Origin of the sequence: Arthrobacter sp. V1I7 (assembly GCF_030817015.1) — a bacterium.
Lineage (GTDB): Bacteria > Actinomycetota > Actinomycetes > Actinomycetales > Micrococcaceae > Arthrobacter.
This window is the reverse complement of the sequence record NZ_JAUSYS010000001.1, coordinates 947,703-970,280: the sequence shown is the minus strand read 5'-3', so window position 1 is coordinate 970,280 and position 22,578 is coordinate 947,703. Positions and strand designations below refer to the sequence as shown.

Annotated in this window: 19 protein-coding genes and 1 tRNA gene; 6 read left to right on the top strand and 14 right to left on the bottom strand. The window is 66.8% G+C overall.

The features are described 5' to 3' along the window. The first annotated feature begins 129 nt into the window (after window positions 1-129). Window positions 130-627 (top strand): Lrp/AsnC family transcriptional regulator, encoded by a 498-nt coding sequence (locus tag QFZ69_RS04645; protein WP_373461792.1) that lies wholly within the window; start codon window positions 130-132, stop codon window positions 625-627. Between the two features lie 76 nt (window positions 628-703). After that, window positions 704-1,699: a magnesium/cobalt transporter CorA gene (gene corA, locus QFZ69_RS04640; protein WP_306915915.1), complete on the top strand. Its 996-nt coding sequence runs from the start codon at window positions 704-706 to the stop codon at window positions 1,697-1,699. Between the two features lie 39 nt (window positions 1,700-1,738). On the opposite strand, the gene QFZ69_RS04635 is transcribed toward corA, so the two are convergent. Together QFZ69_RS04635 and QFZ69_RS04630 are read right to left on the bottom strand one after the other, a co-directional pair. Continuing rightward, window positions 1,739-2,062, bottom strand: a complete 324-nt coding sequence (locus QFZ69_RS04635) for a hypothetical protein (RefSeq protein ID WP_306915914.1) — start codon at window positions 2,060-2,062, stop codon at window positions 1,739-1,741. Between the two features lie 98 nt (window positions 2,063-2,160). Further along, window positions 2,161-3,753, bottom strand: coding sequence for an ABC-F family ATP-binding cassette domain-containing protein (locus QFZ69_RS04630; RefSeq protein WP_306915913.1), 1,593 nt, complete (start codon window positions 3,751-3,753; stop codon window positions 2,161-2,163). Window positions 3,754-4,098: 345 nt separating this feature from the next. Between QFZ69_RS04630 and QFZ69_RS04625 the strand changes: the two genes are divergently transcribed. Further along, entirely contained in the window at window positions 4,099-4,992 is an 894-nt protein-coding gene (locus QFZ69_RS04625) for a neutral zinc metallopeptidase (protein WP_306915911.1), read from the top strand. A gap of 399 nt (window positions 4,993-5,391) precedes the next feature. On the opposite strand, the gene QFZ69_RS04620 is transcribed toward QFZ69_RS04625, so the two are convergent. From QFZ69_RS04620 to galU, 6 genes are all read right to left on the bottom strand, one after another. Further along, complete coding sequence (locus QFZ69_RS04620; RefSeq protein ID WP_306915909.1) at window positions 5,392-5,808, bottom strand: type II toxin-antitoxin system RelE/ParE family toxin; 417 nt, start codon at window positions 5,806-5,808, stop codon at window positions 5,392-5,394. A gap of 108 nt (window positions 5,809-5,916) precedes the next feature. Then, window positions 5,917-5,989: transfer RNA gene (locus tag QFZ69_RS04615), tRNA-Ala, on the bottom strand. A gap of 495 nt (window positions 5,990-6,484) precedes the next feature. Continuing rightward, on the bottom strand, window positions 6,485-6,646 hold the full coding sequence (locus tag QFZ69_RS04610) for a hypothetical protein (protein WP_306915907.1): 162 nt from the start codon (window positions 6,644-6,646) through the stop codon (window positions 6,485-6,487). A gap of 170 nt (window positions 6,647-6,816) precedes the next feature. Further along, on the bottom strand, window positions 6,817-7,773 hold the full coding sequence (locus tag QFZ69_RS04605; RefSeq protein WP_306999945.1) for a hypothetical protein: 957 nt from the start codon (window positions 7,771-7,773) through the stop codon (window positions 6,817-6,819). A gap of 142 nt (window positions 7,774-7,915) precedes the next feature. Further along, the gene (locus QFZ69_RS04600) at window positions 7,916-8,536 is read right to left on the bottom strand and encodes a GNAT family N-acetyltransferase (RefSeq protein WP_306915903.1); all 621 of its coding nucleotides are present in this window, start codon (window positions 8,534-8,536) and stop codon (window positions 7,916-7,918) included. 5 nt (window positions 8,537-8,541) lie between these two features. Continuing rightward, the gene (gene galU, locus QFZ69_RS04595; RefSeq protein ID WP_306915901.1) at window positions 8,542-9,459 is read right to left on the bottom strand and encodes a UTP--glucose-1-phosphate uridylyltransferase GalU; all 918 of its coding nucleotides are present in this window, start codon (window positions 9,457-9,459) and stop codon (window positions 8,542-8,544) included. Between the two features lie 111 nt (window positions 9,460-9,570). Here galU and QFZ69_RS04590 point away from each other — a divergent pair, with 111 nt between their 5' ends. The 3 genes from QFZ69_RS04590 (at window position 9,571) to QFZ69_RS04580 (ending at window position 11,555) form a co-directional block, all read left to right on the top strand. Beyond that, window positions 9,571-10,209 (top strand): 5-formyltetrahydrofolate cyclo-ligase, encoded by a 639-nt coding sequence (locus QFZ69_RS04590; RefSeq protein ID WP_306915899.1) that lies wholly within the window; start codon window positions 9,571-9,573, stop codon window positions 10,207-10,209. Between the two features lie 138 nt (window positions 10,210-10,347). Next, complete coding sequence (locus QFZ69_RS04585; protein WP_306915898.1) at window positions 10,348-10,605, top strand: FmdB family zinc ribbon protein; 258 nt, start codon at window positions 10,348-10,350, stop codon at window positions 10,603-10,605. Between the two features lie 116 nt (window positions 10,606-10,721). Then, window positions 10,722-11,555, top strand: coding sequence for a Flp pilus assembly protein CpaB (locus tag QFZ69_RS04580; RefSeq protein WP_306915896.1), 834 nt, complete (start codon window positions 10,722-10,724; stop codon window positions 11,553-11,555). A gap of 197 nt (window positions 11,556-11,752) precedes the next feature. Here the strand turns inward: QFZ69_RS04580 and QFZ69_RS04575 are convergent, their stop codons facing one another. The 6 genes from QFZ69_RS04575 to QFZ69_RS04550 all read right to left on the bottom strand — a co-directional run bounded on the left by QFZ69_RS04575 (window position 11,753) and on the right by QFZ69_RS04550 (window position 22,501). Further along, entirely contained in the window at window positions 11,753-16,075 is a 4,323-nt protein-coding gene (locus QFZ69_RS04575) for a DUF4011 domain-containing protein (RefSeq protein WP_306915893.1), read from the bottom strand. Between the two features lie 258 nt (window positions 16,076-16,333). Further along, window positions 16,334-17,923, bottom strand: a complete 1,590-nt coding sequence (guaA, locus tag QFZ69_RS04570; protein WP_306915892.1) for a glutamine-hydrolyzing GMP synthase — start codon at window positions 17,921-17,923, stop codon at window positions 16,334-16,336. Window positions 17,924-18,073: 150 nt separating this feature from the next. Then, window positions 18,074-18,586, bottom strand: a complete 513-nt coding sequence (locus QFZ69_RS04565) for a DUF3817 domain-containing protein (protein ID WP_306999944.1) — start codon at window positions 18,584-18,586, stop codon at window positions 18,074-18,076. Next, the gene (locus QFZ69_RS04560; protein WP_306915890.1) at window positions 18,583-19,437 is read right to left on the bottom strand and encodes an SURF1 family protein; all 855 of its coding nucleotides are present in this window, start codon (window positions 19,435-19,437) and stop codon (window positions 18,583-18,585) included. The genes QFZ69_RS04565 and QFZ69_RS04560 overlap by 4 nt, the downstream gene beginning before the upstream one ends. Window positions 19,438-19,672: 235 nt before the next feature. After that, complete coding sequence (locus QFZ69_RS04555) at window positions 19,673-21,469, bottom strand: HNH endonuclease signature motif containing protein (RefSeq protein WP_306915887.1); 1,797 nt, start codon at window positions 21,467-21,469, stop codon at window positions 19,673-19,675. Between the two features lie 543 nt (window positions 21,470-22,012). After that, entirely contained in the window at window positions 22,013-22,501 is a 489-nt protein-coding gene (locus QFZ69_RS04550; RefSeq protein WP_306915885.1) for a PTS sugar transporter subunit IIA, read from the bottom strand. Window positions 22,502-22,578: the final 77 nt, after the last annotated feature.

Below are 22,578 nucleotides of genomic sequence, written 5' to 3'. Positions count from 1 at the left end.
TCGCCGAGAGGTCCGGTCGAAGATTGATACCTAAACAATGAGGCATTCACGACTTATCGAGCTGATCACCGTGCCAAGATTGATCAAAACCCTCAATTACAGGCTGTCAGAATGAACAGGAGTGACGATTTGAACGCTCTGGACCCTACCGACCTGAAAATCCTGCTCGAACTGATCCGGGATCCCCGGATCCAGATCGGCGAGATCAGCGAAGCGCTGGGCATCGCGCGGAACACCGCGCAGTCGCGGCTGCGGCGGATGCAGCGCTCCGGGCTGCTGCACGACGGCGGCCGTGAGATCGACCTCGAGGCGGTGGGCTACGACGTCGTCGCCTTTGTCACCATCGAGGTGAACCACCGCGAGCTCGACGGCGTGGTGGGCGCGCTGCGGCTGATCGCGCAGGTACTGGAGGTCCACGAAATCTCCGGGCGCGGCGATGTCTGGTGCCGTGTGGTGGCGACCGACACGCACAATCTCCAGGCCGCCCTGCGGTCCATTCTCAGGATCAAGGGCGTGATCCGGACTGAGACCGTGCTGGCCCTGCACACCCATATCCAGTACCGGACAGAGCCGCTCATCAGCCGCCTGACCCAGGGCAGCGGCCCGGCACCTGGACCGGCCAAGTGACAGCGGGAACCTGGACAGGCAGCGTGGCATTGGTGTCCTGGCGCTCGTGCCGAGCCACAGACGGGATAATTGGGACGTGACTATCATCGATAACGCCGTCTACGTTGACGGCGTCCGCTATGCCGAGCCGGAAGGCCTCGAGCAGACCTTCGAGACCCTGAACATGCATGGCGGGATAGCGTGGATCGGGCTCTACCGGCCGACCGCAACGGAAATGGCTGCGGTCGCCGCCGAGTTCGGACTGCACGGGCTGGCCGTCGAGGACGCGATTTCAGCTCACCAGCGCCCGAAACTGGAGCGCTACGACGACAACCTCTTCACTGTGCTGCGGCCGGCGAGGTACCTCGACGAGAGCGAAACGGTGGAGTTCGGCGAGCTGCACATCTTCACCGGCAAGAACTTTGTGGTCACCGTCCGGCATGCCGAGACCGGCGGGGTCGCGCAGGTGCGGCGCCGCCTGGAAGAACGCCCGGACCTCCTGCGGCACGGCCCCGAGGCGGTGCTGTACGCCCTGCTGGACCAGGTGGTCGATGACTATGTTCCGGTAGTGGCCGGCCTGGAAAATGACATTGATGAGATCGAGGACCAGCTCTTCAGCGGGGACTCCAAGGTCTCCCGGCGTATCTACGAACTTGCGCGGGAAGTAATCCAGTTCCAGCGGGCCATCCATCCGCTCCCGGCCATGATGCAGCAGCTGCGTCGCGGCTTTGACAAGTACCAGGTGGACACCGAGCTGCAGCACAACCTCCGCGACGTGGAGGACCACGTAGAGCGGCTGATCTCCCGCGCCGATTCTTTCCGCGACCTGCTCCAGAACGCCCTCACCCTCGACGGTACGCTGACAGCCAACCGCCAGAATGAGGCCAGCGCGCTGCAGAACGAGCAGGTCAAGAAGATCTCGTCCTGGGCCGCAATCCTTTTTGCACCGTCCTTTGTGGCAGGCGTGTACGGTATGAACTTCGACCACATGCCGGAGCTGCATTGGACGTTGGGCTACCCCATGGCGATCCTGCTCATGGCAGCCACGGCGGCGCTGATGTACGCCATCTTCAAGAAGAAGGGCTGGCTCTAGCCGCCAGGTCAGCCTGCGCCGGCCGTGCGGGCGCCCCGGCTACCGGGAGGAGCGCCGGTTCCGGGCCTGTGCCAGCAAGCGGTTGAAGGCCAGCACAAAGAGGACCTCGATCAGGACCAGGAGTCCAAGCCACAACCACTGTCCCCGGCCGAGGAAGTCGACTACCCCGATGACGACAAGGACGGTCCCCAGCGTCAGGGAGTAGACGGCGAAGCCGATGGCCACCTTTGCGCTCCGCACCCCGGTACGGAAGCCGAAGCCCTGCGGTTCGCCGCCGGGGTACCCCGCGATGCGGTCCGGGCCTGCCGGCTTGAGCCGGTCAAACTCTTCCCACGGGTCCCGGTCCTGATCCTGCTCGGTCATACTTCCATTATCCTGCGGTTCCGTCCGCCCGGACCTGCCACGGCGCCCTGTGGTCAGGTTCCGGTTCCGGTTCCGCAGCAGCTGAGCCTGGGCCCCGGCTACGCGGCGCGAACGTCGATTTCACCGGCCTCCGCGCCGTCAGCGCCGAAGACCAGATGCCGGTTCGCGATTTTCTCGCTGAAGAAACGGTCGTGGCTGACCACGACCACGGCCCCCGGGAAGTGGACCAGCGCCCGTTCCATGACCTGCGTGCTGGACATGTCCAGGTGGTTGGTGGGCTCGTCGAGCAGCAGCACCGAAGCGCCGGACAACAGGCACTGCGCCATGGCGACACGTGCCTTCTGCCCGCCGGAGAGGTTTCCGATCTTCTGCTTGAGGTCGGCCTCGGAGAACTGGAACATCGCCAGGAACCTGTTGACAGACTTCTTAGTGGCGCTGAAGGCCAGGCTGTCCGGCAGGGCGTTGACCGCATGGGACACCGTGTCGCCGTCGTCGAGGTCCTCCAGCATCTGGTTGTAGGAGACGAAACCCGGCCCCTTCGCCCAGGCCACGACACCGGCATCGGCCTGCTCTTCACCGGTCAGCACCCTGAGCAGCGTGGACTTGCCGCTGCCGTTGGCGCCGAGGACCACGATCCGGTTGCCGCGGCGGATCTCAAAGCTCAGGTCCTCGAACAGGACCTTCTGCCCGTAGGACTTGCCCAGCCCCTCCACGCGGCAGAGCACATCCTTCACGTGCAGGCCGCCGTAGATCTCGGTGACGATCTGGTCCACCGGCCGGGGCGTGCGGGACTTCTTGATCTTGGCCAGCTGGTTCCCCAGCCCGCGGCTGGCCGCCTTGGCGGCCTCGCGGCGGTCGGCGATGCCCTCGGCTTCAAAGGCCAGCAGCTCGGACTCGTGCACGAACTGCGACTCGAGGGTCTTGAGGCGGAACTGCTTCTGCACCACGTACTCGGCAAAATTGCCCGGGTACTCGTGCAGATGATAGTTCTCCACCTCGATGATCCGGGTCACGACGGCGTCGAGGAACTTCCGGTCGTGGGAGACGATGATCGCCGCGCCGCGGAAGTCCCGGAACCAGCCCTCGAGCCATTCGACGCCGGCCACGTCGAGGAAGTTGGTTGGCTCATCCAGGAGCAGGATGTCCGGGCCTTCGAGCAGGATCTTGGCCAGAGCGGCGCGGTTGCGCCAGCCGCCGGACAGCTCGTCGATCGCGCAGCTGCGGTGGGCCTCATCGAAGCCCAGGGTGGTGAGGACGGTATCGATGCGCCGAGGATAGTCCCAGCCGTCGAGCCGGTCCATGTCCTCGAAGAGCTCAGCCTGGCGCCGGATGAGGCGGTCCAGTTCGGCGCCGGCGGGATCCTGGGCGATTGAGGCATCGATGGACGCCAGCTCGGCCTCCACGGCCTTGATCTCAACGAACAGGCCGTCGAGCGTCTCGAGGATTGTGGCTTCGCCGTTGAGCTCGGAGAACTGGGAGAAGTAGCCGACCCTCGTGCCCTGCTCCAGGCTTACGGTGCCGGAGTCAGGTGCCACCTGGTCCAGCACCAGTTTGAGGATCGTCGTCTTGCCCGAACCGTTCTTGCCGATCAGGCCGACGCGGTCCCCGGCTTCCAGGCGGAAAAACGCGTCGCGCAGGATCTGGGTGTTGTCATACCGGACGCTGACGTCGTGGAGCCTGATCAGGCTCATTGGCTGTCCTCTCGAGGGGTGTTCCTGGGGCGCCAAAGGGAAAGCCCTCCCTGCCGGCGGATACGCCGGCCAGGAGGGCCACGCTTGTGGGCAGCCGGAATTCGCTCCGGCATCCTTGCCATTTTAGTTCATGCGGCGCACTGGCTGCCCCACCGTGGCGGTGCCGGCGATGCTCCGGAAGGCCGCCAGCTCCAGCCCCGCTGCGATTGCGGATTCATAACGCAGGCACGAAGTCATGGACACCCCGGAAGGAAGGCTCCTATCCTTATCCCCTGGGAATGACTCACATCTGTCACGTCGGACACGACAATCACTTTGGTCTCATGGATAACCAAGGAGTGCCCCATGCCCCGCCAAATATCAGCAGCTATCCCTCTCCTACTGGCAGCGATGCTGCTGACCTCGTGTTCACCAGGCGGTACACCGCCGCCGGCGGCAGAAACCGGCGCAGCCACCGGGACGGTGTCCCCGGGCGGCACCGCGACCGGAACACCGACAGCGACGGAGACGGCGACGCCGACCACCACCGCGCCGGAGCCTCCCCCGGCAACGTTGAAGGCGGCCGTCCCCGCACCGGCCGATAAGCTCGCTGCCAACCGGGCGTCGCTTTACTGCCCGAAAGGCGCGACGGCAGGCTGCCGCAGCCAGGCGGACATGGCGGGCTACTTCGACGATCTGCTGGCGGTTCTCACGCCGCTGTTCGACGAAAAGTACGGCACCGTGAGCCGCCCGGCGGCTTTCTACTACGTGGCAGCGGGCCTGACCGGGCCCACCGCGTGTGTCCAGGACGACGGAACCCCTGAACCGTACGCCAGCACCGATCTCTCCTATTGCGCGGCCGACCGGGCGATCTACGCCGGCCAGGACGCCCTCTGGGCCCTCTACAGCGGGGTCGGCCTGGCGGCTCCGGCGGTGGCCTACGCCCACGAATGGGGTCACCATGTCCAGACGTTCATGAACGTACCGGAGCCGGAGTCGCCCGAAGAAAATGCGCTTCTGGAAAAGCAGGCCGACTGCATCGCGGGCGCCTGGGCGCAGCACGCTGCACAGGCCGGGAACCTGGAGTACCCGGCGGATCTCGGCGACCTGAATGCCGTCATGGCAGCAGTCGCTCCCCCGGGCCCGGGCGACGACGTCATCCCGGTCCCGGAGCGGGTGGCTGCGTTCCAGCTCGGATATACCAGCGGTCTTCCGGGCTGCAACTCGTTTTTCCCTGAGACGCCGATCCTGGCGGGGTAGCCGGCTTCGGGCCAGGTCCGGTTCCGGGCGGGTAGCCGGCTCCGGGCCGGGTGGCCGGCTCCGGGCGGCCGCGGGAGGGCCGCATGTTCGCCGGCTGTCCCAAGCCTTCTGCCGCTCCGGGACCAGTCATCTCGGCCGCCATCTCCGCATCCTATTAGCCGCGAGTCACCCTGTACCGCGTCCATCCGAAACGCCTCGGGCCCCTCATTGCCACAGCGAGCAGCTCTCTGCTGGTCTTGCCGAACCCTGATTGGCCCCCGATAGTGAATGGCTGAGCGTAGAAAACGTGGGCCGGAAGTTCACTAGGAACGCCGCCGCTGCTTGCCGTGGATACCTCCACCTGCCGCCGTCGGGCGCCCTTGAAAGGTCGTGCAGGCTGGGGGCTGCAGCCTGACTTCGTCACGAAGTGTCGTCACCCGGCTGCTGGCGCGGTTTGTAGACGTCGGAACGGTGCTCGATGCGGTGGACGTACAAAATGTGGTCTTCGATATCAAGGGTAAACAGCACCCGATAGTCGCCACGTCGGGCTGTGTGCAGGCCGAGCAGTTCGTTCGTAAGGTGCTTGCTGAGCCGATAGGGATTCTCTGCAAGCGCCCCCGTGACGAATTCGACGATCGCGGCGGCTTCGGTTTTCTGGACGGAAGGCCAGCGGAGGATTCCCGCCTCATGAGTCTCACAACAGTTCTCCCCTACTTGGGAGACAAAGGGTAGACAGAGCGTCCACAGTTGATTTTGCCCGGACGTGATTTGTCTTTTCAACATGTGTTGCAATCCGCGACTTGCGAGACGGCGTCGTGCCTTGCAGACCTCGCGCATTTGCGTCGTCTCGCAAACCGAGGTTCCCAAAACGTCAGGCCGGCCCCAAAACAGGCAAGAGAAAAGCCCTCCAACCCAACGTTTACGCGGGTCAGAAGGCTTTTGCAGTGGAGCTAAGGAGATTCGAACTCCTGACCTCTTCGATGCGAACGAAGCGCTCTACCAACTGAGCTATAGCCCCGAAGCAACGCCGGTCCAGGAGGAACGGCGTTGCCGGTGACCCTAGGCTACAAAGTATCTTCGCTCTTTGCCAGCCAGCCACGGAATGTCTCGCTGCCGTGTCGTTCCTCCGGGATCAGGTTCAGGTCTGCCCGGAGGTATTTCCCATCGGCCCCGGCAGCGGCAGCCGCACCGGACGTCCGCGCGAAGCGGCCGCCTGCTTCCAGTCCTCATGCCGGCAATCTCCGGTCCCCCGATGGTCCGGACTCGGTGACGCACGCCCGACGGCGGCGCAAGTGCGGCGTCGAGCAGGGCTCTGGCAGCCTCGGCGGGCGAGACCGGCTGAAACCGGGCGCCCTTCACCACAGGGAGCATCCGGACCTTCGATCCGGCCGCGAACGTCCGGGGCCAGCAGCGGATGGAACAGCGCTGCCCGGAGCGCCACTGTCTCGAGACCGGACCGTTCGTAGACCTGCTCTTTGGCCCCTTCGAACGGTGGCAACCGACACCGCTCCGATCACAGTTGATGATGGACAGCAACCACGCCCTTCGTCACCCCGGCGTCCTGGGCGGCGGCCAGAAGCCTCGCACCGCCGTCGGCGAAGTTCTTCAAGGCCTTTCCCAACTGGCCCTCACGGCAATCGATCACGACGCCGACGCCAACAAGCGCCGCTATCACCCTCCCCGATCGTGTGGCGCACCACCCTCACGGCCCACCTGCCCGGTTCCGCCGGCACGCAAAGTCGAGTTCTGCCCGGAGCTTCCCGCCAAGAAGCGTTCCGGGGCAGTCCCCTGGACGCAAAAACCCCGGGCGGCCGCAGTGGGCCGCCCGGGGTTGCGAAGAACGATTCAGGCGCGGCGGCGCTGGAGAACGTCATCCAGGTTGCTCAAGGCCCGCTGCCCCTTACCGACTTTCGCGTCGGCGGAGGCAGAGGCGGAAGCTGCGCTCTGGTTGAGGTCCTGCTTCAGCGACGGCTTACCGACCGCCTTGGGGGCTTCCGGCAGATCCAGCGGCTCCGGGGCCGCCCGTTCCGCTTTCGCCGCTTCGACATAAGTGGGCTTGGGGACTTCCACCGGTTCCCAGCTGGCGGCTTCAGCAACGGGAGGCCTGGTGCCCTGGACCCCGCCGGCTGCGAGGTCACCGGACGCCACGGCTTCGGCAAGGGCGGCCTCCCGGAGTTCCAGGGCCGTGAGCGGTTTCGGTTCCGGCTGCGGCGAAGCAGCAACGGCCTGTGCGTCGAAGAGGGGGCTGTCAGCACGCTGCTCAGACTCCGGTGAGACGGCCGATCGCTGAGCGGAATCCGCCGGGGCGATTCTGGACGGCTTGCTCATGGCGGACCGGAAAGCCTCGTTCACTTTGCGCCTGCGGTCACGCACGGCGAGCCGTCGGAGCACCACGACGGCGCCGGCGGCGCCGAGCAGGGTCACGACTGGCAACCAGGCTGGGCCGAGCCCGAAGATTCGCAGGGCTGCCGAGATGACGCCGGTGAGCAGGGCGAGCAACCCTGCCAGGGCAAGGGCCAGGCGCCCATACCGGATCCGGAAAACCGGGACGGTGGCCCCCGACTGCCGGAGGCCATCGGTAGGAGTGGGGCTCGTGGCAGGAAGCGTGCGCTGTGTACTGGTCATGGGTTTCTCCTGCTGGGGCGTCATCATCATGACCTTCCCGGCTTGGGGGTCTGCTGTTGCAATATCAACGACATCCGCCAGGAGCTCGCCCGCAGGCTGCAACTGGTGGCGTCCGTTCCGGAGCACGTAGGGGGCCACCCACACAATCCAGAGCGCAACAGCAATGACAAGGATCACAGAGCTGCTAAGAGGGAAGTCCACAATCAAAACGGTATGAGCAACACGGCCGGCCGGCCCGCATTGTCCGCGGTGTGTCGCGCGGCAACCGGCAAATGACTTGATTTACGACGTTCCGGCCGATCACGGCAGAGTTCAGCGGTCAGGCCGACCGGGTTTTGAGCCACCTGACCAACAGGCCCTCGGGCACTTCCTCGGAGGTCAGCGCGAAGGTACGGTGGTCCGCCCATTCCCCGTTGATATGCAGGAAACGTGGACGGTAGCCCTCATCCCGGAAGCCAAGTTTCTCCACCACCCTGAGGCTGGCGGTATTCTCGGGCCTGATGTTGATCTCCATCCGGTGCAGCCCGAGGGTGCCGAAGCAGTGGTCGGTGGCCATTGCCACGGCGGTGGGGGCAATGCCGTGGCCCGCCCGTTGCTGGTCCACCCAGTAGCCGAGCGTGGCCATCATCGCCGAACCCCAGACAATGGAAGACACGGTCAACTGGCCGATGATCACAGGCTCCCGGAAGCCCGGCGTCCATTCAGTAATGACGAACGGCAGCGCCGAGGCTTGCGCCGCCTGCGCCTTGAGGGAGCGCACCATCTGCCGGTAGTCGGGAAGTCCGCCGCCCGGAAGGGGGTTGGACGCCTCCCAGGGGGCGAGCCACTCGCTGTTGCGGAAACGGACTTCCGTCCACTCCCTGCGGTCCCGGTACCGGATCGGGCGAAGCCGGATGTCACCGCATTCCAGCGTCACCGGCCAGTTGAAGCTGCCCCCCACGGGAGTTACTTGGTCAGGCTGGCGGTGAGGCTGGAGGCGAAGTCGGGCAGCCATTCACGCAGGCCGGGACCGAGGTCATCGCTGTCACAGGCGAGCTGCACGCAGGCCTTGAGGTAGCTGAGCTTGTCACCGGTGTCGTAGCGGCGGCCGCGGAAGACGACGCCGTACACGCCGTAACCTTCGCCGTCACCGGCTGCGAGCGACTGGAGCGCGTCGGTGAGCTGGATCTCACCGCCGCGACCGGGCGCGGTACCTTCCAGGACTTCGAAGACGGCCGGGTGGAGGACGTAGCGTCCGATCACGGCGAGGTTTGAGGGGGCATCCTCGACGCTGGGCTTTTCAACGAGGTGGTTGATGCGGACGTAGTCTTCGCCCCGGATCTCCTGGACGTCGGCGCAGCCATAGGCGCTGATCTGGGAAGGGTCCACCTCGATCAGGGCAACAACTGATCCGCCGGTCTTGGCCTGGACTTCGATCATGGTGCTGAGGAGCTCATCGCGGGCGTCGATCAGGTCATCGCCCAGCAGCACAGCAAACGGTTCGCAGCCGACGTGCTGCTTTGCGCGCAGGACAGCGTGGCCCAGCCCCAGGGGATCGCCCTGACGCACGTAGTGGATGTCACCGAGGTTGCTGGTGGCCTGGATGGATTCCAGCTTGGCGATGTCCCCCTTGGCTTCAAGGGTGGCCTCAAGTGTCGGGACACGGTCGAAGTGGTCCTCAAGCGCGCGCTTGTTGCGGCCCGTGATCATCAGGATGTCGCTCAGGCCGACGTTGACGGCTTCCTCGACGACGTACTGGATGGCAGGCTTGTCCACGACGGGAAGCATTTCCTTCGGCATGGCCTTGGTGGCCGGAAGGAACCTGGTGCCGAGGCCCGCAGCGGGGATGACGGCCTTACGGACGGAAGCGTTGGGTGTAGTCACCCGACTAATCTAACGGAGGTATTAAACATTCGGTAATTCTCTACAGCGGGTGATGGGCGCGGATCGGGCCGCGGCCGCGGATCGGGGTGCATACAGGTGGAAGGCCGCGTCATGAAGGCAACAAAGGAACAGATCCGTGCGGTCCACCGGACGCGGCGGGCACTACTGGGGCCGGCAGCTCTCGACGCCGCCGGTACAGCGATCGCGCATCACGGCCTGACGTGGGCCAACAGGGTGGCGGGCGGGCAACCCGGGACGTTCGCGGCTTACCTGGGAGTCGGCACCGAACCGCCATCCCTCCCCCTGCTGTCGGCGCTGCACGACGCCGGACACCGGGTGCTGCTGCCGGTGTGCGAACCGGGAATCAACCTGAGTTGGGTGTACTGGACGCCGACGTCCGCCTTTGTCCGCAGCCGCTTTGCCCCGATCCGGGAACCGGTCGGCGAACCCTGCGGCCCTGAGATCATGCGGTCCGCCGCCGGCATCTTCCTGCCGGCCACCGCCGTCGACCTCTCCGGTAACCGGATCGGCCAGGGCGGCGGCTACTACGACAAATTCCTGACGACGCTGGACTCGCTTTTCCCGGGCGGGTCCGAACCGGCCGACGGCGCCGGACCACTTCCGCCGCTCCCCGCAATCGCCGTCGTCTATGACGGCGAGGTCCTGCCCGCGGGCAGCATCCCCGTGGAGTCTTTTGACCGCAGGGTGCCGTCCGCCCTGACGCCGGGCGGGTTCGTCCGCCTGCTCTGAAGCCACGATCCCGGGATGATAGAATTAGCACTCAGGCCCTGCGACTGCTAAGGGACGGAAACCGTCGGTAGACATACCGGCAGTGACCGGACCGGCCAGCACGGGACCTGCTCGTTTGTCCCACAGGAGGATTTTCCAGTGCCCACGTATGCATATGCCTGCAAGGATTGCAGCCACGCCTTCGAGATCGTGCAGTCGTTCACCGACAACTCCCTGAGCTCCTGCCCCGAGTGCGAGGGAACACTACGCAAGAAGTTCAACAGCGTAGGCGTTGTCTTCAAGGGCTCCGGCTTCTACCGGACGGATTCCCGGGACGCCAAGGGCAGCACTGTCTCGTCGGCGCCCGCCGCGGCCCCGGCCGCTCCTGCTGCTCCCGCTCCTGCCGCCGCGGGCTGACCAATCGCCCCCGGCCGGGGTCTGCTGCTATTCCGGCAGACTGTCCGCCGTGCGGCTTGTCCACATACGGATCTCGGCGCCTGTCTGCCCGTCCCGCTCGGGGATAGCGTGGCGGCATGGCCACCGCCGTTAGCTTTATTCGTCCGCACGGGATTTTCCTCGCGCAGCCTCTCAGCGCAGACTTCCGCAGGGGTTTCATCCTTGCGCGCGGCCGTTCACCGCGTCCGCGTGCCTATGGCCCCCTCAGCTACGGCCCGCACCCCGGAAGTCCACCGCGCGCCCGCGGTCCGGGCGGGCTGCGGGGACGCAACGGCCTGATGGGCTGGCTGAACCGGAACCGGCGGCTGACAGTGGCCCTGCTGCTGTGCATCGCCGCCGGGATCACCGTCCAACAACTCACGCCCGCGCCGGACGATACTGTTGGCGCCCTCGCCGCTGCCCGGGATCTGCCGGCCGGCAAGACCCTCGGCGCCGCCGACCTGGTGGTCCTGAACATCCCACCCGGTCTGCTGCCCGGCGGCAGCTTCAGCGACGGTGCGTCGCTCCAAGGGAAGCAACTGGCCGTACCCCTGCGACAGGGCCAACTGATCTCCGACTCACAGCTGCTGGGTCCCGGCCTGCTGGCAGGAAATCCCCCTGGCTCGGCTGCCGTGCCGCTCCGGATGGCGGACCCGTCCTCCGTCCGGCTGGTCTCCCCCGGCCAACTGATCAACGTCGTGATGTCCGGCGACAACGGCTTTGACCAGCCGGGAACGTCCGAAGTGCTGGCCGCCGGCGTGCCTGTGCTGTGGACCTCCACGCAGGGCGGCAAGGCGGCCCAGTGGCTTGGGGACTCGGAGACGGACGGCCTCATCGTCGTGGCAGCCGACGCCGAACAGTCCCGGCGGCTGGCCGGCGCCTCCACCCAAGGAAAGCTGTTCTTCGTCCTCGTCGCGCCGGCACCCGGCTAGGCCGGCCGTCTTTGCTGGGCCGGCCGCCCTTGCTGGGCCCGGGCACTTTGCTGGGCCGCCGCCTTTGCTGGGCCCGGGCACTTTGCTGGGCCGGCCGTCTTTGCTGGGCCGGTACTTTACTGGGCCGGTACTTTGCTGGGCCGGTACTTTTCTGGGCAGGCCGTCTTTGCTGGACGGGCCGCCGTCCATGGCGGGTCCTAGCCCCAGTGCGGGGGCTTTTGTTCCTGCAGCCAGGAATCATGGTCGTAGCTGTCGGGCCGGTCGCCCCAGCGCCGCGGGTCGTCCTCAGCCGCCTTGTTCGGCAGCACGTCGGCGGCCACCACGCTGCTGCCCGCCGGAGCGGGCACGCCCACGCTGCCCGGCGCCTCCGCTGCGAGTGCGCCCGCCTCGGCGGCGATCTGTTCGGCGGCGATCTGTTCGGCGCGAGCGTCGTTGGCGCCCCGTTCGTCGCGAACTCCCGCGCCGACAAAGTCCGCTTCGGCGAAGTCCGCGTCGGCCCCGGCGCTGCCGGCCCGACCGGATTCCGGGGTGCTGGTGTTCTGAATGTCGCCGTCTGCGCTCATGCGGTCGGCCTCCTTAATGACTATTGCTGCTGCTTGCTGCTGCTCTCCATCCTGTAAGCCGTTGGTTGCTGTCCCTGCGGCAAAAGAAGCGGGGGCAACCGGCGCGGCAGTACCCGGCGCGGACGTATCCGGCGCGGACGCGGACCGCGCCGCCGTGGCCTGCGCGGCCGTGGCCTGCGCATCGTTGACGGCCAGATGTTCCACGTCGTCGTCGAAGAAGCCCGGCGAGGACCGGTGGCGGCTGGACGCCACCGGCTTTTCCAGGCCCAGGTACCCGCCGATCCGGTCAGCACAGGCGGACGGGTCGGTGAACACCTCGATGGTCCATAGTGGCATGTACCGCCAGCCCAGCCGCTCCAGCTGCTGCGGCCGGAGCCTGCTGCGTTCCCGCACTGTCATCCGCCGGTACTGTTCGGTTCCGTCGGATTCGATCGCCACGGGCCGCGGGATCTCGGCGTCGTCCTGCCCGATCGTCTGCAGGGGGTCGGCGGCGGCCACCATGTTGAGGACGCCGTCGTACTGGTGCCAGACCCGGGCGCCGCGGGCCCGGAGCCGGTCACCAAGATCGGCAACGAGCGGGTCGGCGCCCAGGGCCTGCTCGCTGGCGGCCGCCCGCGATGCGGGGCTACCGAGATCGGAGTTTCCGGTTATTTCCCGGTCCAGCAGTTCGTAGAAGTCCACGGCTCCATGGCTCAGCCGGGTCACGTCAAGATCCTCCGGCCGGAAGCAGCTGAGGACATGCAGGGAGCGGCGGGCGCGGGTCATCGCAAGGGCAAACTTGGCCCTTCCGCCCTCCGCCGAGAGGGGGCCGAGGTTGTGCAGGGCGCGACCGTGCGGGGTGCGTCCATACCCCGGGGAGAAGATGACATGGTCACGGACCAGGCCCTGGGCGCGGTCCAGGTCCACCACCCGGAAGGATTCATCGCCTGCGGTGAAGAAGCTTGCCAGCAGCGGATGGTTAGGCAGCTGCAGCCGGATGGACTCCCCGATCCGGGCGGCATGGCGGAGGCTGCCGGTGACAACGGCCAGCGAAGTGCGGGGACGGAGGCGGGCATGTTCGAAGACAAGCTCGACGGCGCGGTTCACTTCGGCGACGACGGATTCGACCCCGTCTTGGTCCGCGCTCGGCAGTCCGGTGCCGTCCGGCAGGTATTCAAGGGTCAGCGCGCGGTCCAGCCCGGTGGCGGATTGGCCTTCGGGAAGCCGACGGAGCCCGCCTTGGTAGAACGCTTTGCTCAGCTGCCGCACGAGGTCTTCGTCGACCGCCCGGTAGACATTCCGCAATTTCCAGACCGGCAGCACGGCTGTCAGGGCCTTGTAGGCGCTATCAGCGCCCTGGTGCGAGCTTTCGCCGGCGGCGAGCCGCTCCACGCCGACGGTGAAAGTCCTGGGGCTGGCGATCTGGTCGTCGCCGAAGGCGATGACCTGCCGGGAGCGCGCGATGGCAGGCAGGACGGCCTGCAATGAAGTCGCCTCGGCGTCGAGGATGACCACGGCGTCGAACCTCTGCTCGATCGGCAGCAACCCGGACATCAGGTAAGGGCTGACGGACCAGACGGGCACCAGCTTGGGCAGCAGTTCCGGGGCCTGCCCGGCCAAAGCGGCGGGGGTCACGCGCCCGTCCTTTAGGAGGCTGCGCAGCAGGTCCGCCTGCCGCGGGTTCTCCGAGATGGCCGCCCGCCAGCGCTCGGCAAGCTTCCAGCGCAGCCGGGCAGCGCCGCTGGCGATGTGGGCGTTGTCAGCGAGGCGGTATTCGGCCTCCAGCTGGCGCAGCGCGTCGCCGTCGGACATGGCGAGGTAGTCGTCGCCACTGATCATGGCTTCCAGGGCGGACTGCCACCACGCCAGTTCGAGTTCGGCCGCCACCGATTCCGCCGGCACTTCACGCTCGGCCAGGTCGGCGAGCAGTTCGCCAAGACCATGCTCACGCATGTTCTCCACGAGCAGGGTCCGCTCCGGAAGGGTCTCCAGCGTACCGGTGTCGGAGACCAGAAGTTCCAGTCGCTCCAATAGCTCTTCGTACGGGGTGGACAGCAGCTCGCCGCCGCCTGCGGTGTGCTTGACGGCCAGTCCCAGGTCAAACAGCTCGGCCCCGAGTTCACGGTAGAGGGCCGAGATGTCGGCGAGCCCGGAGGGGACCGCCGGGTGGCGCTGGGTCGTGGCGTAGCCAGACCAGGCGGCCCGCTGGTCCTGGACGAGGACGAGCGAGCTGTGGAGATCGGAGATGTGGACGCCCGGGCGGACATATTCCTTCGCGACACGGCGCAGGCGGGAGCGCTGCATGGACGGCATCTCGATGTTCCGCTCACGCCGCCAGGAGGAAGAAGCGGTCGCGGAAATGAGGTCGTGGACCGGACGGTCGAAGATATCCGGAGTGAATTTGTCAAGGCTTTCGCGCACGGCGACGAGGAGTTCGATCTGCTCGCCCCACTCGGAAAACGTGTTGCCGAGCCGGATTTCGGCGTGGTCCGCGACGCCGTTCATGCGTTCGCGCAGGAGCGGCAGCTTCTCCGCCACGGACACGGCGACCTGCTGCGCTTCCTGGGTTTCCTTCCGGGTCAGCAGCCGTGCCCCGTGCCAGGGGCTGGTGGTCGATGCACGGCTGAAACTGCCCAGTTCGGCAGCCCGGCGGAGCCTTCCGGCCAGTTCCTCACGGTCCCGGATGTTGTCCAGCACGCTGCGCTTCAGCCGCACCGTGGTGGCCGGCGCGGGTTGGATGGAGGTCAGCTCGGCCAGCGACTGCATCGCCTCGTACGGCGAGCAGCCCCAGCGCTGGCGGACGTTATGCAGCGATGCGACGTGGTCCATGAGGGCGTGACGGTGCTCGATGAGCGTGGTGTGCAGGTTGCTGAGCTGCGGTTCGAGGGACTTCTCGTTGCGGACGATGGCGCGGACCAGTTGACCCTTGAGCTGCAGCGGCGCTGCGTTGCCGGAAAGCTGGAGGAGCATGGAATCGAGGCCGAGCGTCTCCAGCTGGGCGGAGATCTCCGCCAGGCCGGCGCGCCTGTCCCCCACCACCAGCACGGTCTTTCCCTCGTCGACGAGCGCGCCGATCGTGTTGATAGCGGTCTGGGTCTGACCCGTCCCCGGCGGACTGCTCACAGCGAGCGAGTCCCCGGCCCGGACGGCGTCCACGACATACTGCTGGTCCGCATCGGCGTCGAGCAGCAGCAGTTCCTCGGCGGGGCTGCGAACATCGGTGCTCGGGAAGCGGCCCGGCTTGAGTTCGGGCACCTCCCCGGGCGCCCCGGTGGCAGCGCGGGCCAGGGCCGCGACGAGTGCGTTGTTCTCGTTAATCCAGGGATCCTCGAGGTTCCCGGAGAGGTCCGCGAACGTGGAGACCAGGAGGTTGTGTTCCACCTCGGCACCGTGGATGGGCTGGATGAGCGTGCCGAGGCGGTCCAGGACCGGCTGCGGATCAAACCGGGCGGTGCTGTACGCCATCCTGGTGACCGCATTGACATCGAAAACGATCCCGTGGACGGTTTTCAGGTGGCGGATCAGGGCCGGGTTGATGCGGGCCTGTTCAGTCAGCTGGAGTTCGTAGTCGTCTTCGCCGGGCCGGACGGTGAGCGAAACGGCGATGAGCATGACGGGGGCCGAGACGCGCTGCGGTTTGCCCCCCACGGCGGACGTCCAGACGACCGTGCCGGCGGACAAGTATCCGGCGTCGATGCCGCGGTCGTTCGAGAGTTCGAAGATCTTGGAGCGCAGGTTCCGTGAGGCGCGGGCGGCGACGACGAACTGCTGGCGGTCCCTGATGAGGGTGGAAAGCCGGGTGCGCCGGCCTGCCATGAGCTGGGCCAGGCCGGACGGGTGCGCGTGGGTCAGGTCGATGGAGCCCTCGGGTGTCTTGGTGAAGCGCAGCATCGTATCTGCCCCCGTGACGGGTTTGAGCCCCGACAGCCATTTCCTGAGCTCCTCGGAGCCCTCGTGGTGGCCTTGACCAACTGACACTGCTGCCTCCTTTTCTCTGCTCGCTTTTACTGGGCTCGCGTTAACCGTGCTCGCGTTTTCCGTGTTCGAGCGTGACGCCCTGGACCATACCGGCATGCCTTCGAGAGTAGACCGAATCAGCGGCGCGCAAGAGTCCGCAACACTGGCGCCGGCCAAATTGACCAGAAATGACCCCGATGAGATCAGCCGGCACAACACCGGCCACAAACAAAACGGCCGGCCCCGTCAGGAGGCCGGCCGTTCCGCCCGCTCAGCAGGCTATTCCCACTCGATGGTTCCCGGCGGCTTGCTGGTTACGTCCAGCACCACGCGGTTGACCCCGTCCACTTCGTTGGTGATCCGGTTGGAAATCCGGGCCAGCAGATCGTAGGGCAGCCGTGACCAGTCGGCAGTCATGGCGTCCTCGGAGGACACCGGTCGCAGCACGATCGGGTGGCCGTAGGTGCGGCCGTCGCCCTGGACCCCGACGCTGCGGACGTCCGCCAGCAGTACTACCGGCATCTGCCAGACCTCGTTGTCGAGTCCGGCAGCGGTCAGTTCCGCGCGGGCGATGGCGTCCGCCCTGCGCAGGAGGTCCAGGCGTTCCCTGGTGACCTCGCCGACGATCCGGATGCCGAGGCCGGGACCCGGGAACGGCTGGCGTCCGACGATCTCCTGCGGCAGGCCCAGCTGGGCGCCGACGGCGCGGACTTCATCCTTGAACAGGGCCCGCAGGGGCTCCACGAGTTCGAACTGCAGGTCCTCCGGCAGGCCGCCCACGTTGTGGTGGCTCTTGATGTTGGCCGCACCTTCGCCGCCGCCGGATTCGACGACGTCCGGGTACAGCGTGCCCTGGACCAGGAACTTGATCTTCTCGCCGTGCGCGGCGGCCTCGGAGATGATGGCCAGCTCCGCTTCCTCAAAGGCACGTATGAATTCGCGGCCGATGATCTTGCGCTTGGTCTCCGGGTCGCTGACGCCCGCAAGAGCACTCAGGAAGCGCTCCTGCTCGTTGGCGACGTAGAGCTTGACGCCGGTTGCAGCCACGAAGTCACGTTCGACCTGTTCGGCCTCGCCTTCGCGCAGCAGTCCGTGGTCCACAAAAACGCAGGTCAGCTGATCGCCGACGGCGCGCTGGACCAGCGCTGCCGCGACTGCCGAATCGACGCCGCCGGACAGGCCGCAGATGACCCGGGCGTCTCCGATCTGTGTGCGGATCCGTTCGACCTGTTCCTCCAGGATGTTGCCTGTGGTCCAGTTCGGCTCCAGCTTGGCGCCCTTGAACAGGAAGTTCTCCAGGACCTGCTGGCCGTACGCCGAGTGCTTCACCTCCGGGTGCCACTGCACGCCGTAGAGGCCCTTCGCTTCGTTGGCGAAAGCGGCAACATCGGCGCCGGCCGTGGTCGCCAGGACCTCAAAGCCCTCGGGCGCCTCGTGGACGGAGTCGCCGTGGCTCATCCAGGTGCTCTGGTGCTGGGGCATGCCCTCAAGGATGGAACGGCCGTCGCCGATCGTGGTGGTCTCGGTGGCGCCGTATTCGCGGAGCCCGGTCTGGGCCACCTTGCCGCCCAGGGCATTCGCCATGGCCTGGAAGCCGTAGCAGATGCCGAAGACCGGGACACCGGCCTCGAACAGGTCAGCACCGACACTCGGGGCGCCCTCTGCGTAGACGCTGGAGGGACCGCCGGAGAGGATGATGGCGGCCGGGTTCTTGGCCAGCAGCTGCTCGGTGCTGTAGGTATGCGGAACCACTTCCGAATACACATTCGCTTCCCGGACGCGGCGGGCAATCAGCTGCGCGTACTGGGCACCGTAGTCAACAACCAGCACGGGCTTGTGGGACGTCTGGGATGCAGTGGGAGTAGTCACCCCACTAGCCTACTTTGCGCCATGGTCCGGCCGCACATCGAGAAGCCGGTCCGGGCCCGGAATGAGCCGACGGGTAAGGGATCTCACACGCGGGCCCGCGGCGGTGAGACGCGCCCGCCGTGGAGGCAGACGGCCCGCTCTGTGGCACGCTCAGTAGCGCTGCGGAGCCTGCGGGTTGGCGGCGAGTTCGGCTTCAACCTCGGCGTGGAACTTCTTTTCGACGAAGAAGGACAGGAACGGCACAACGCCGCCCAGCGCCATGATGATGAGCTTGGCGAACGGCCAGCGCATCAGGGACCAGAGCCGGAAGTTGGACATGAGATAGACGACGTACATCCAGCCGTGCACAATCAGGACCGCGACCGAGAGATTTATGCCGCCGATGACCCCCGGAGGTTCGGCGTCAGCGAAGCCCAGCGCGAACGGCTCGCCGGTGACGGCGTTGGTGCCGCCCGCGAAGAGGTACTGGCCGAACGCATAGCGGGCAATCATCTCGGCGCAGAGGAGCAGCAACATGCCGCCGGTCAGGTATGCGAGGACCTTGTAGAACTTCAGGGCGGACCGGACCTGGGCCTCGGTCCCGCCGAACCTGCGCTTCCTGCCGATGGCGTTTCCCGTTCCGTTGGTCTGCTGTGGCTGGACTGCCGGCTGGGGCTCGATCATGATTGCACTCTCGGTTTGGTGGGGATCTGTTGCGGGGAGTTCTGTTCGGTGGAGTTCTCGTCGAGGGCGTCCTCGTCGTGCGCGTCCTCGAGTTCGCGGCGGTAGTCGTCCTTCACCAGGCGCCACCAGATAAAAAGTGCGAAGCCGGCGAAAACAACCCACTCGGCGGCGTAGAAGACGTTCAGCCAGTTGACTTTCTGTGCAGCAGGCTGGGGCCCGATGTTCAGCGGCTTGAGATCGCCGCCGGCGGCTGCCGAAACGTCGGCGCTGCCTGCCATTTCGGTGTCCGCGGCAACGAAGCCGGGGTAGCTGCTGATCTCCCAGACGTTGATGAGTTCCGCGACGGAAACCGCGCTGGCCCGTCCGGGACCGGCCTCGGTGTTGGGGAGCGGCGCCTCGGACGGGATCAGGCGGCCGGTGAGTTTGATAGTGCCCGACGGCGGCGCCACGGCGTCTGCAGGATCCGCCACCCAGCCGCGCGCCACCGGGATCCACGTCTGCGGCGAGGCGCCCGCGCCCGCCAGGACGGGTGCATCTGCGACAGCGAATGCGGTCACGATCCAGTAGCCCTTCTCGCCGCCGTGCAGACGGCCCGGGACCAGGACCTGCTTTTTCGGGTCGTAGCTGCCGGTCGCGGACACTTTCTGGTCCGCTACGGAGCCCGGGAAGAAGTCGCCCGGCTTCAGCACCGTAGTCAGCGGCTTGAGTTCCTCGGTGGTAATGGCCACCGGCGCGTCTGATTTGGTCGATTGGCCGAACTGCCATTGGCTGAGCAGCACAAACACCCCGGAAACGACGATCGCAAACACGAGGCCTGCAATCCAACGGGGCTTAAGGGCAGTTTTCAGCACCCCTTAACCGTACTTCGTCCTCGTGTAGAACAACGAAACGTATCGATCACCCCGAGTTGCCGTCCACCCTGGCCATTCACGCAGGTACTAGTGGGACTGGCCGTTGATCGTCTTCCGATACAACTTGCCAAGCGTTAGGTCATACCCTTTTCCGGCAACGAACACTCGACACGCCGGAATCTCACGGCAGAGCTGTTTTCAAATGATCAGAACACGGATAGCCCGGAAACCCTGGCTAGGCGTCGTCCAAGGACGCCAGGAAAAGGAAGAATTCCGGGGAGGGGTCGTCGAGGGGCGTTGGCCAGCCCGGATCGTCCGTGTCTGGGGCGGGAAATGGGTGCCAGGCCGTGAATTCGTGCCAGTCTGTGAATTTGTGCCAGTCCGGGAAGGGGTCAGTGGGCAGTTCCGGTTCGGGATCGCGGCCGGGGTCCTGGCCGGGGTCCTGGCCGGGGTGCCCGGTGGGCGCCGGGTTCGGATGATGGCCTGGATCCGCGGGCAGGCCTTGGTCCGGGCCTGGGTCTGGGCCTGGGCCTGGGTCGGTGTCTGTGTCTGGGTCGGTGATCGGGATGTGGTGGGGCCAGTGGGGTGGTTCCCAGTCCTGGTGTTCGCTGGGGTAGTGCCGCCGTGACGGGGAGGTCCACCCGGGTGGGTTGTCTTTGCTGGCCCCGGTTGGTTTCCAGGCGGAGCCGTGTTTGAGGCGGTGGTGCCGGGGGCAAGCCTGGCCGAGGTTGGAGATGCCGGTGGTGCCGCCGTCGGCCCAGGCCAGGAGGTGGTCTGCTTCGTTGTCCAGGGAGTGGTTGTTGCAGCCGGGGAAGGGGCACCTGCCGTCGCGGAGGCGGAGCCATTGCCGCTGGGTCTTGTTGAGGCGGTAGCTGGTCCGTCCGATTTCCAGCGGGGCGCCGTCGCGGGGGTCGGTCAGGACGCGGTAGAAGGAGTCGGCACCGTCGGTGATCAGGCGGCGGGCCATGGACGGCGGGATCGGCCCGTACCCGTCCAGGGTGGCTGGTTCCTCGGTGACGCCCAGGAGGGACAGGACCGGGACGGTGATCAGGACCTGCGCCCGCGGGGACGGCACACCCCCGCCCGCACCCCCGGCCAGGCCGGTGCCGCCCCCGGCCATCCCCCCGCTCAAGCTGCCGCCGGTGCTGTGGCTGGTGAGGAGCCAGGTGGCGGTGATGTCGGCGCGGAGCTGGGAGAGGGGCCGGGCCTCGTGGGGGCCTTGGAGGGCGCGGGCGGCGGCGGTGGTCCGTTCCCAGATCCCGGCGGCGGTGTCGGCCGGGAGGTAGGCGGAGAGCCAGGCCATGCCGTCCCGGTCCGGGAGGAAGTCGACCCGCCGGTCCCCGGCGCTTTTGCTGTGGCGTTTTTCGATGCTGACCGGGTGGTGGCGTTCGCGCCAGGCGCGTGCCTTGGCGCGGAACCGGGACGGGACAAGGTCCCCGGCCGGGGCCCCGCGGGCGGGGTTTGAGGCGTCGGGGTCCAGGAAGTGCGCTTCCAGCGCGGCCGCCCCGTCCGGGTCCAGGCCGGTGGTTTCCTCGACGATGATCCGGGCGTGCTGCCAGGAGATCGTGCCGGCCTGCAGGGCCGTCAGGGTCAGCGGCAGCGCCGTCATCAGTGCCTGGCATTCAGACAGGAGGGCACCGGCGGTCCGTTCACTGACGGTCAGGACACAGGCGACCTCAGCGACCAGGGCCATCTCCCGGACGGTGCATTCCTGCGGGGACGCCGCCGGTGACGCCAGGGCCCGGGTTGCCTGCACGTATTCCGCGGCCAGCCGCACCTTCAGCGCCGCCGTCCGGGCTTCCAGCCGGGCCACCTCGACGAGAGCGTCCAGGCAATCATCCGCCAGATCCCGCAGCGGATCGGCGTCGTGCAGGGAAACGACGCCGGGCGGATCCGGGCGGTCCGCGCCGACCCCAGGCGGATCCGGGCGGTCCGTGCCGGCGTCGGCGCCGGCAGCAAGCACAGCAACGGACGCGGCGACGGCCTCCAGGGCCTCCCTGCTTTCGACACTCCAGGCTGTTCTGCTGTCCACACTGCCAGCCTAAGAGGAGGCACCGACATTTAAAGGCCCCGCCGGCGACGACCAATCGTCGGCGTCGGTTCGCGCTGGCCACGACCAGCGCGAGCTTCCGGGCTGCGGCGGGGCAGGGACGTTTGTCCCGGTCACCAAGGGGTCCCGGTCCCGTACGTGTATGACCCAAGACACGGGAGCGTAGGCTTCAATGCCGAAAAGCCTGGCTGGATTGGCGGCGGATTCGTCATGGTCGGTGAGCACGCGGCAGGCTTGGGCCGTCCGCCGGTGGACGGGTAGCAGCAGGGTCTCTCCATGGTTCCCAGGGAGTCGAGAAGTCCAGGCACGCTGAGCTGGATCCCTGCCTGATCGGCCTGGCGGCGCATCCGTTGCGGCGGCCAGGGTCTGGGACGCAGTAGAAGGCGTCGGCGCGGATCTCGGGCGCGGGCTCGGGGAACATCGGGGAGAAGGAGAGCGCCTTGGTGTCTTTGAGCTGGCGGAATCCGGACTCGACCCGGGTCCCAGCGTGGCGGACGGAGTCGACACGAAGGGCCTGCCCCAATCTCAGTGGTCGAAGAAGACCAGGCTGGAGTTGATGAGTTCCGCGATCACTTCGGGATCGTAGGCGCGTCGGAGCGACTCGCGGAACGTTTCCTTGGACAGCGAGCGGGCCAGCGTGGCCAGAACTTCGAGGTGGTCGGAGAAAGAGCTTGCCGGGGTCGCGATCAGAAGGACCACGGTGGCCGGGCCGTCGGCGGCGCCGAAGTCGAGGGCTCTGCCGTACTTTGTGATGCCGACCGCAATCGAGGTCCGGGAGACAAACTCACTGCGGGCATGAGGCAGGCCGATGCCGCCGGGAAGTCCCGTGGCAAGCTGATGCTCCCGGGCGTTGACGTGCTTGAGGAATCCTTCCAGATCGGAGATCCGCCCGGCGGCATGCATCCGTTCAGCGAGCTGGGACGCGGCGTCGAGTTTGTCCGTGGCGTCCATCTCGAGGATCACCATCTCGGGGGTGGTGAGGTCGGCGTCATACCTGTCCAGTGGTTCCGCCAAGTGGTGTCCCTTCGAAGTGGCGTGGGTGCAGGCCGTCCTGCAGCCCGAGGTTTCGGGCCTGCAGTCCAGCGTTTCCG

What these genes read in the sequence shown, in the direction of transcription:
- QFZ69_RS04565 (WP_306999944.1), bottom strand. Translation starts at nt 18,586, where the DNA reads ATGATCGAGCCCCAGCCGGCAGTCCAGCCACAGCAGACCAACGGAACG.
- QFZ69_RS04590 (WP_306915899.1), top strand. Translation starts at nt 9,571, where the DNA reads ATGAAGGCAACAAAGGAACAGATCCGTGCGGTCCACCGGACGCGGCGG.
- QFZ69_RS04630 (WP_306915913.1), bottom strand. Translation starts at nt 3,753, where the DNA reads ATGAGCCTGATCAGGCTCCACGACGTCAGCGTCCGGTATGACAACACC.
- QFZ69_RS04620 (WP_306915909.1), bottom strand. Translation starts at nt 5,808, where the DNA reads ATGCGCGAGGTCTGCAAGGCACGACGCCGTCTCGCAAGTCGCGGATTG.
- QFZ69_RS04635 (WP_306915914.1), bottom strand. Translation starts at nt 2,062, where the DNA reads ATGACCGAGCAGGATCAGGACCGGGACCCGTGGGAAGAGTTTGACCGG.
- QFZ69_RS04580 (WP_306915896.1), top strand. Translation starts at nt 10,722, where the DNA reads ATGGCCACCGCCGTTAGCTTTATTCGTCCGCACGGGATTTTCCTCGCG.
- QFZ69_RS04625 (WP_306915911.1), top strand. Translation starts at nt 4,099, where the DNA reads ATGCCCCGCCAAATATCAGCAGCTATCCCTCTCCTACTGGCAGCGATG.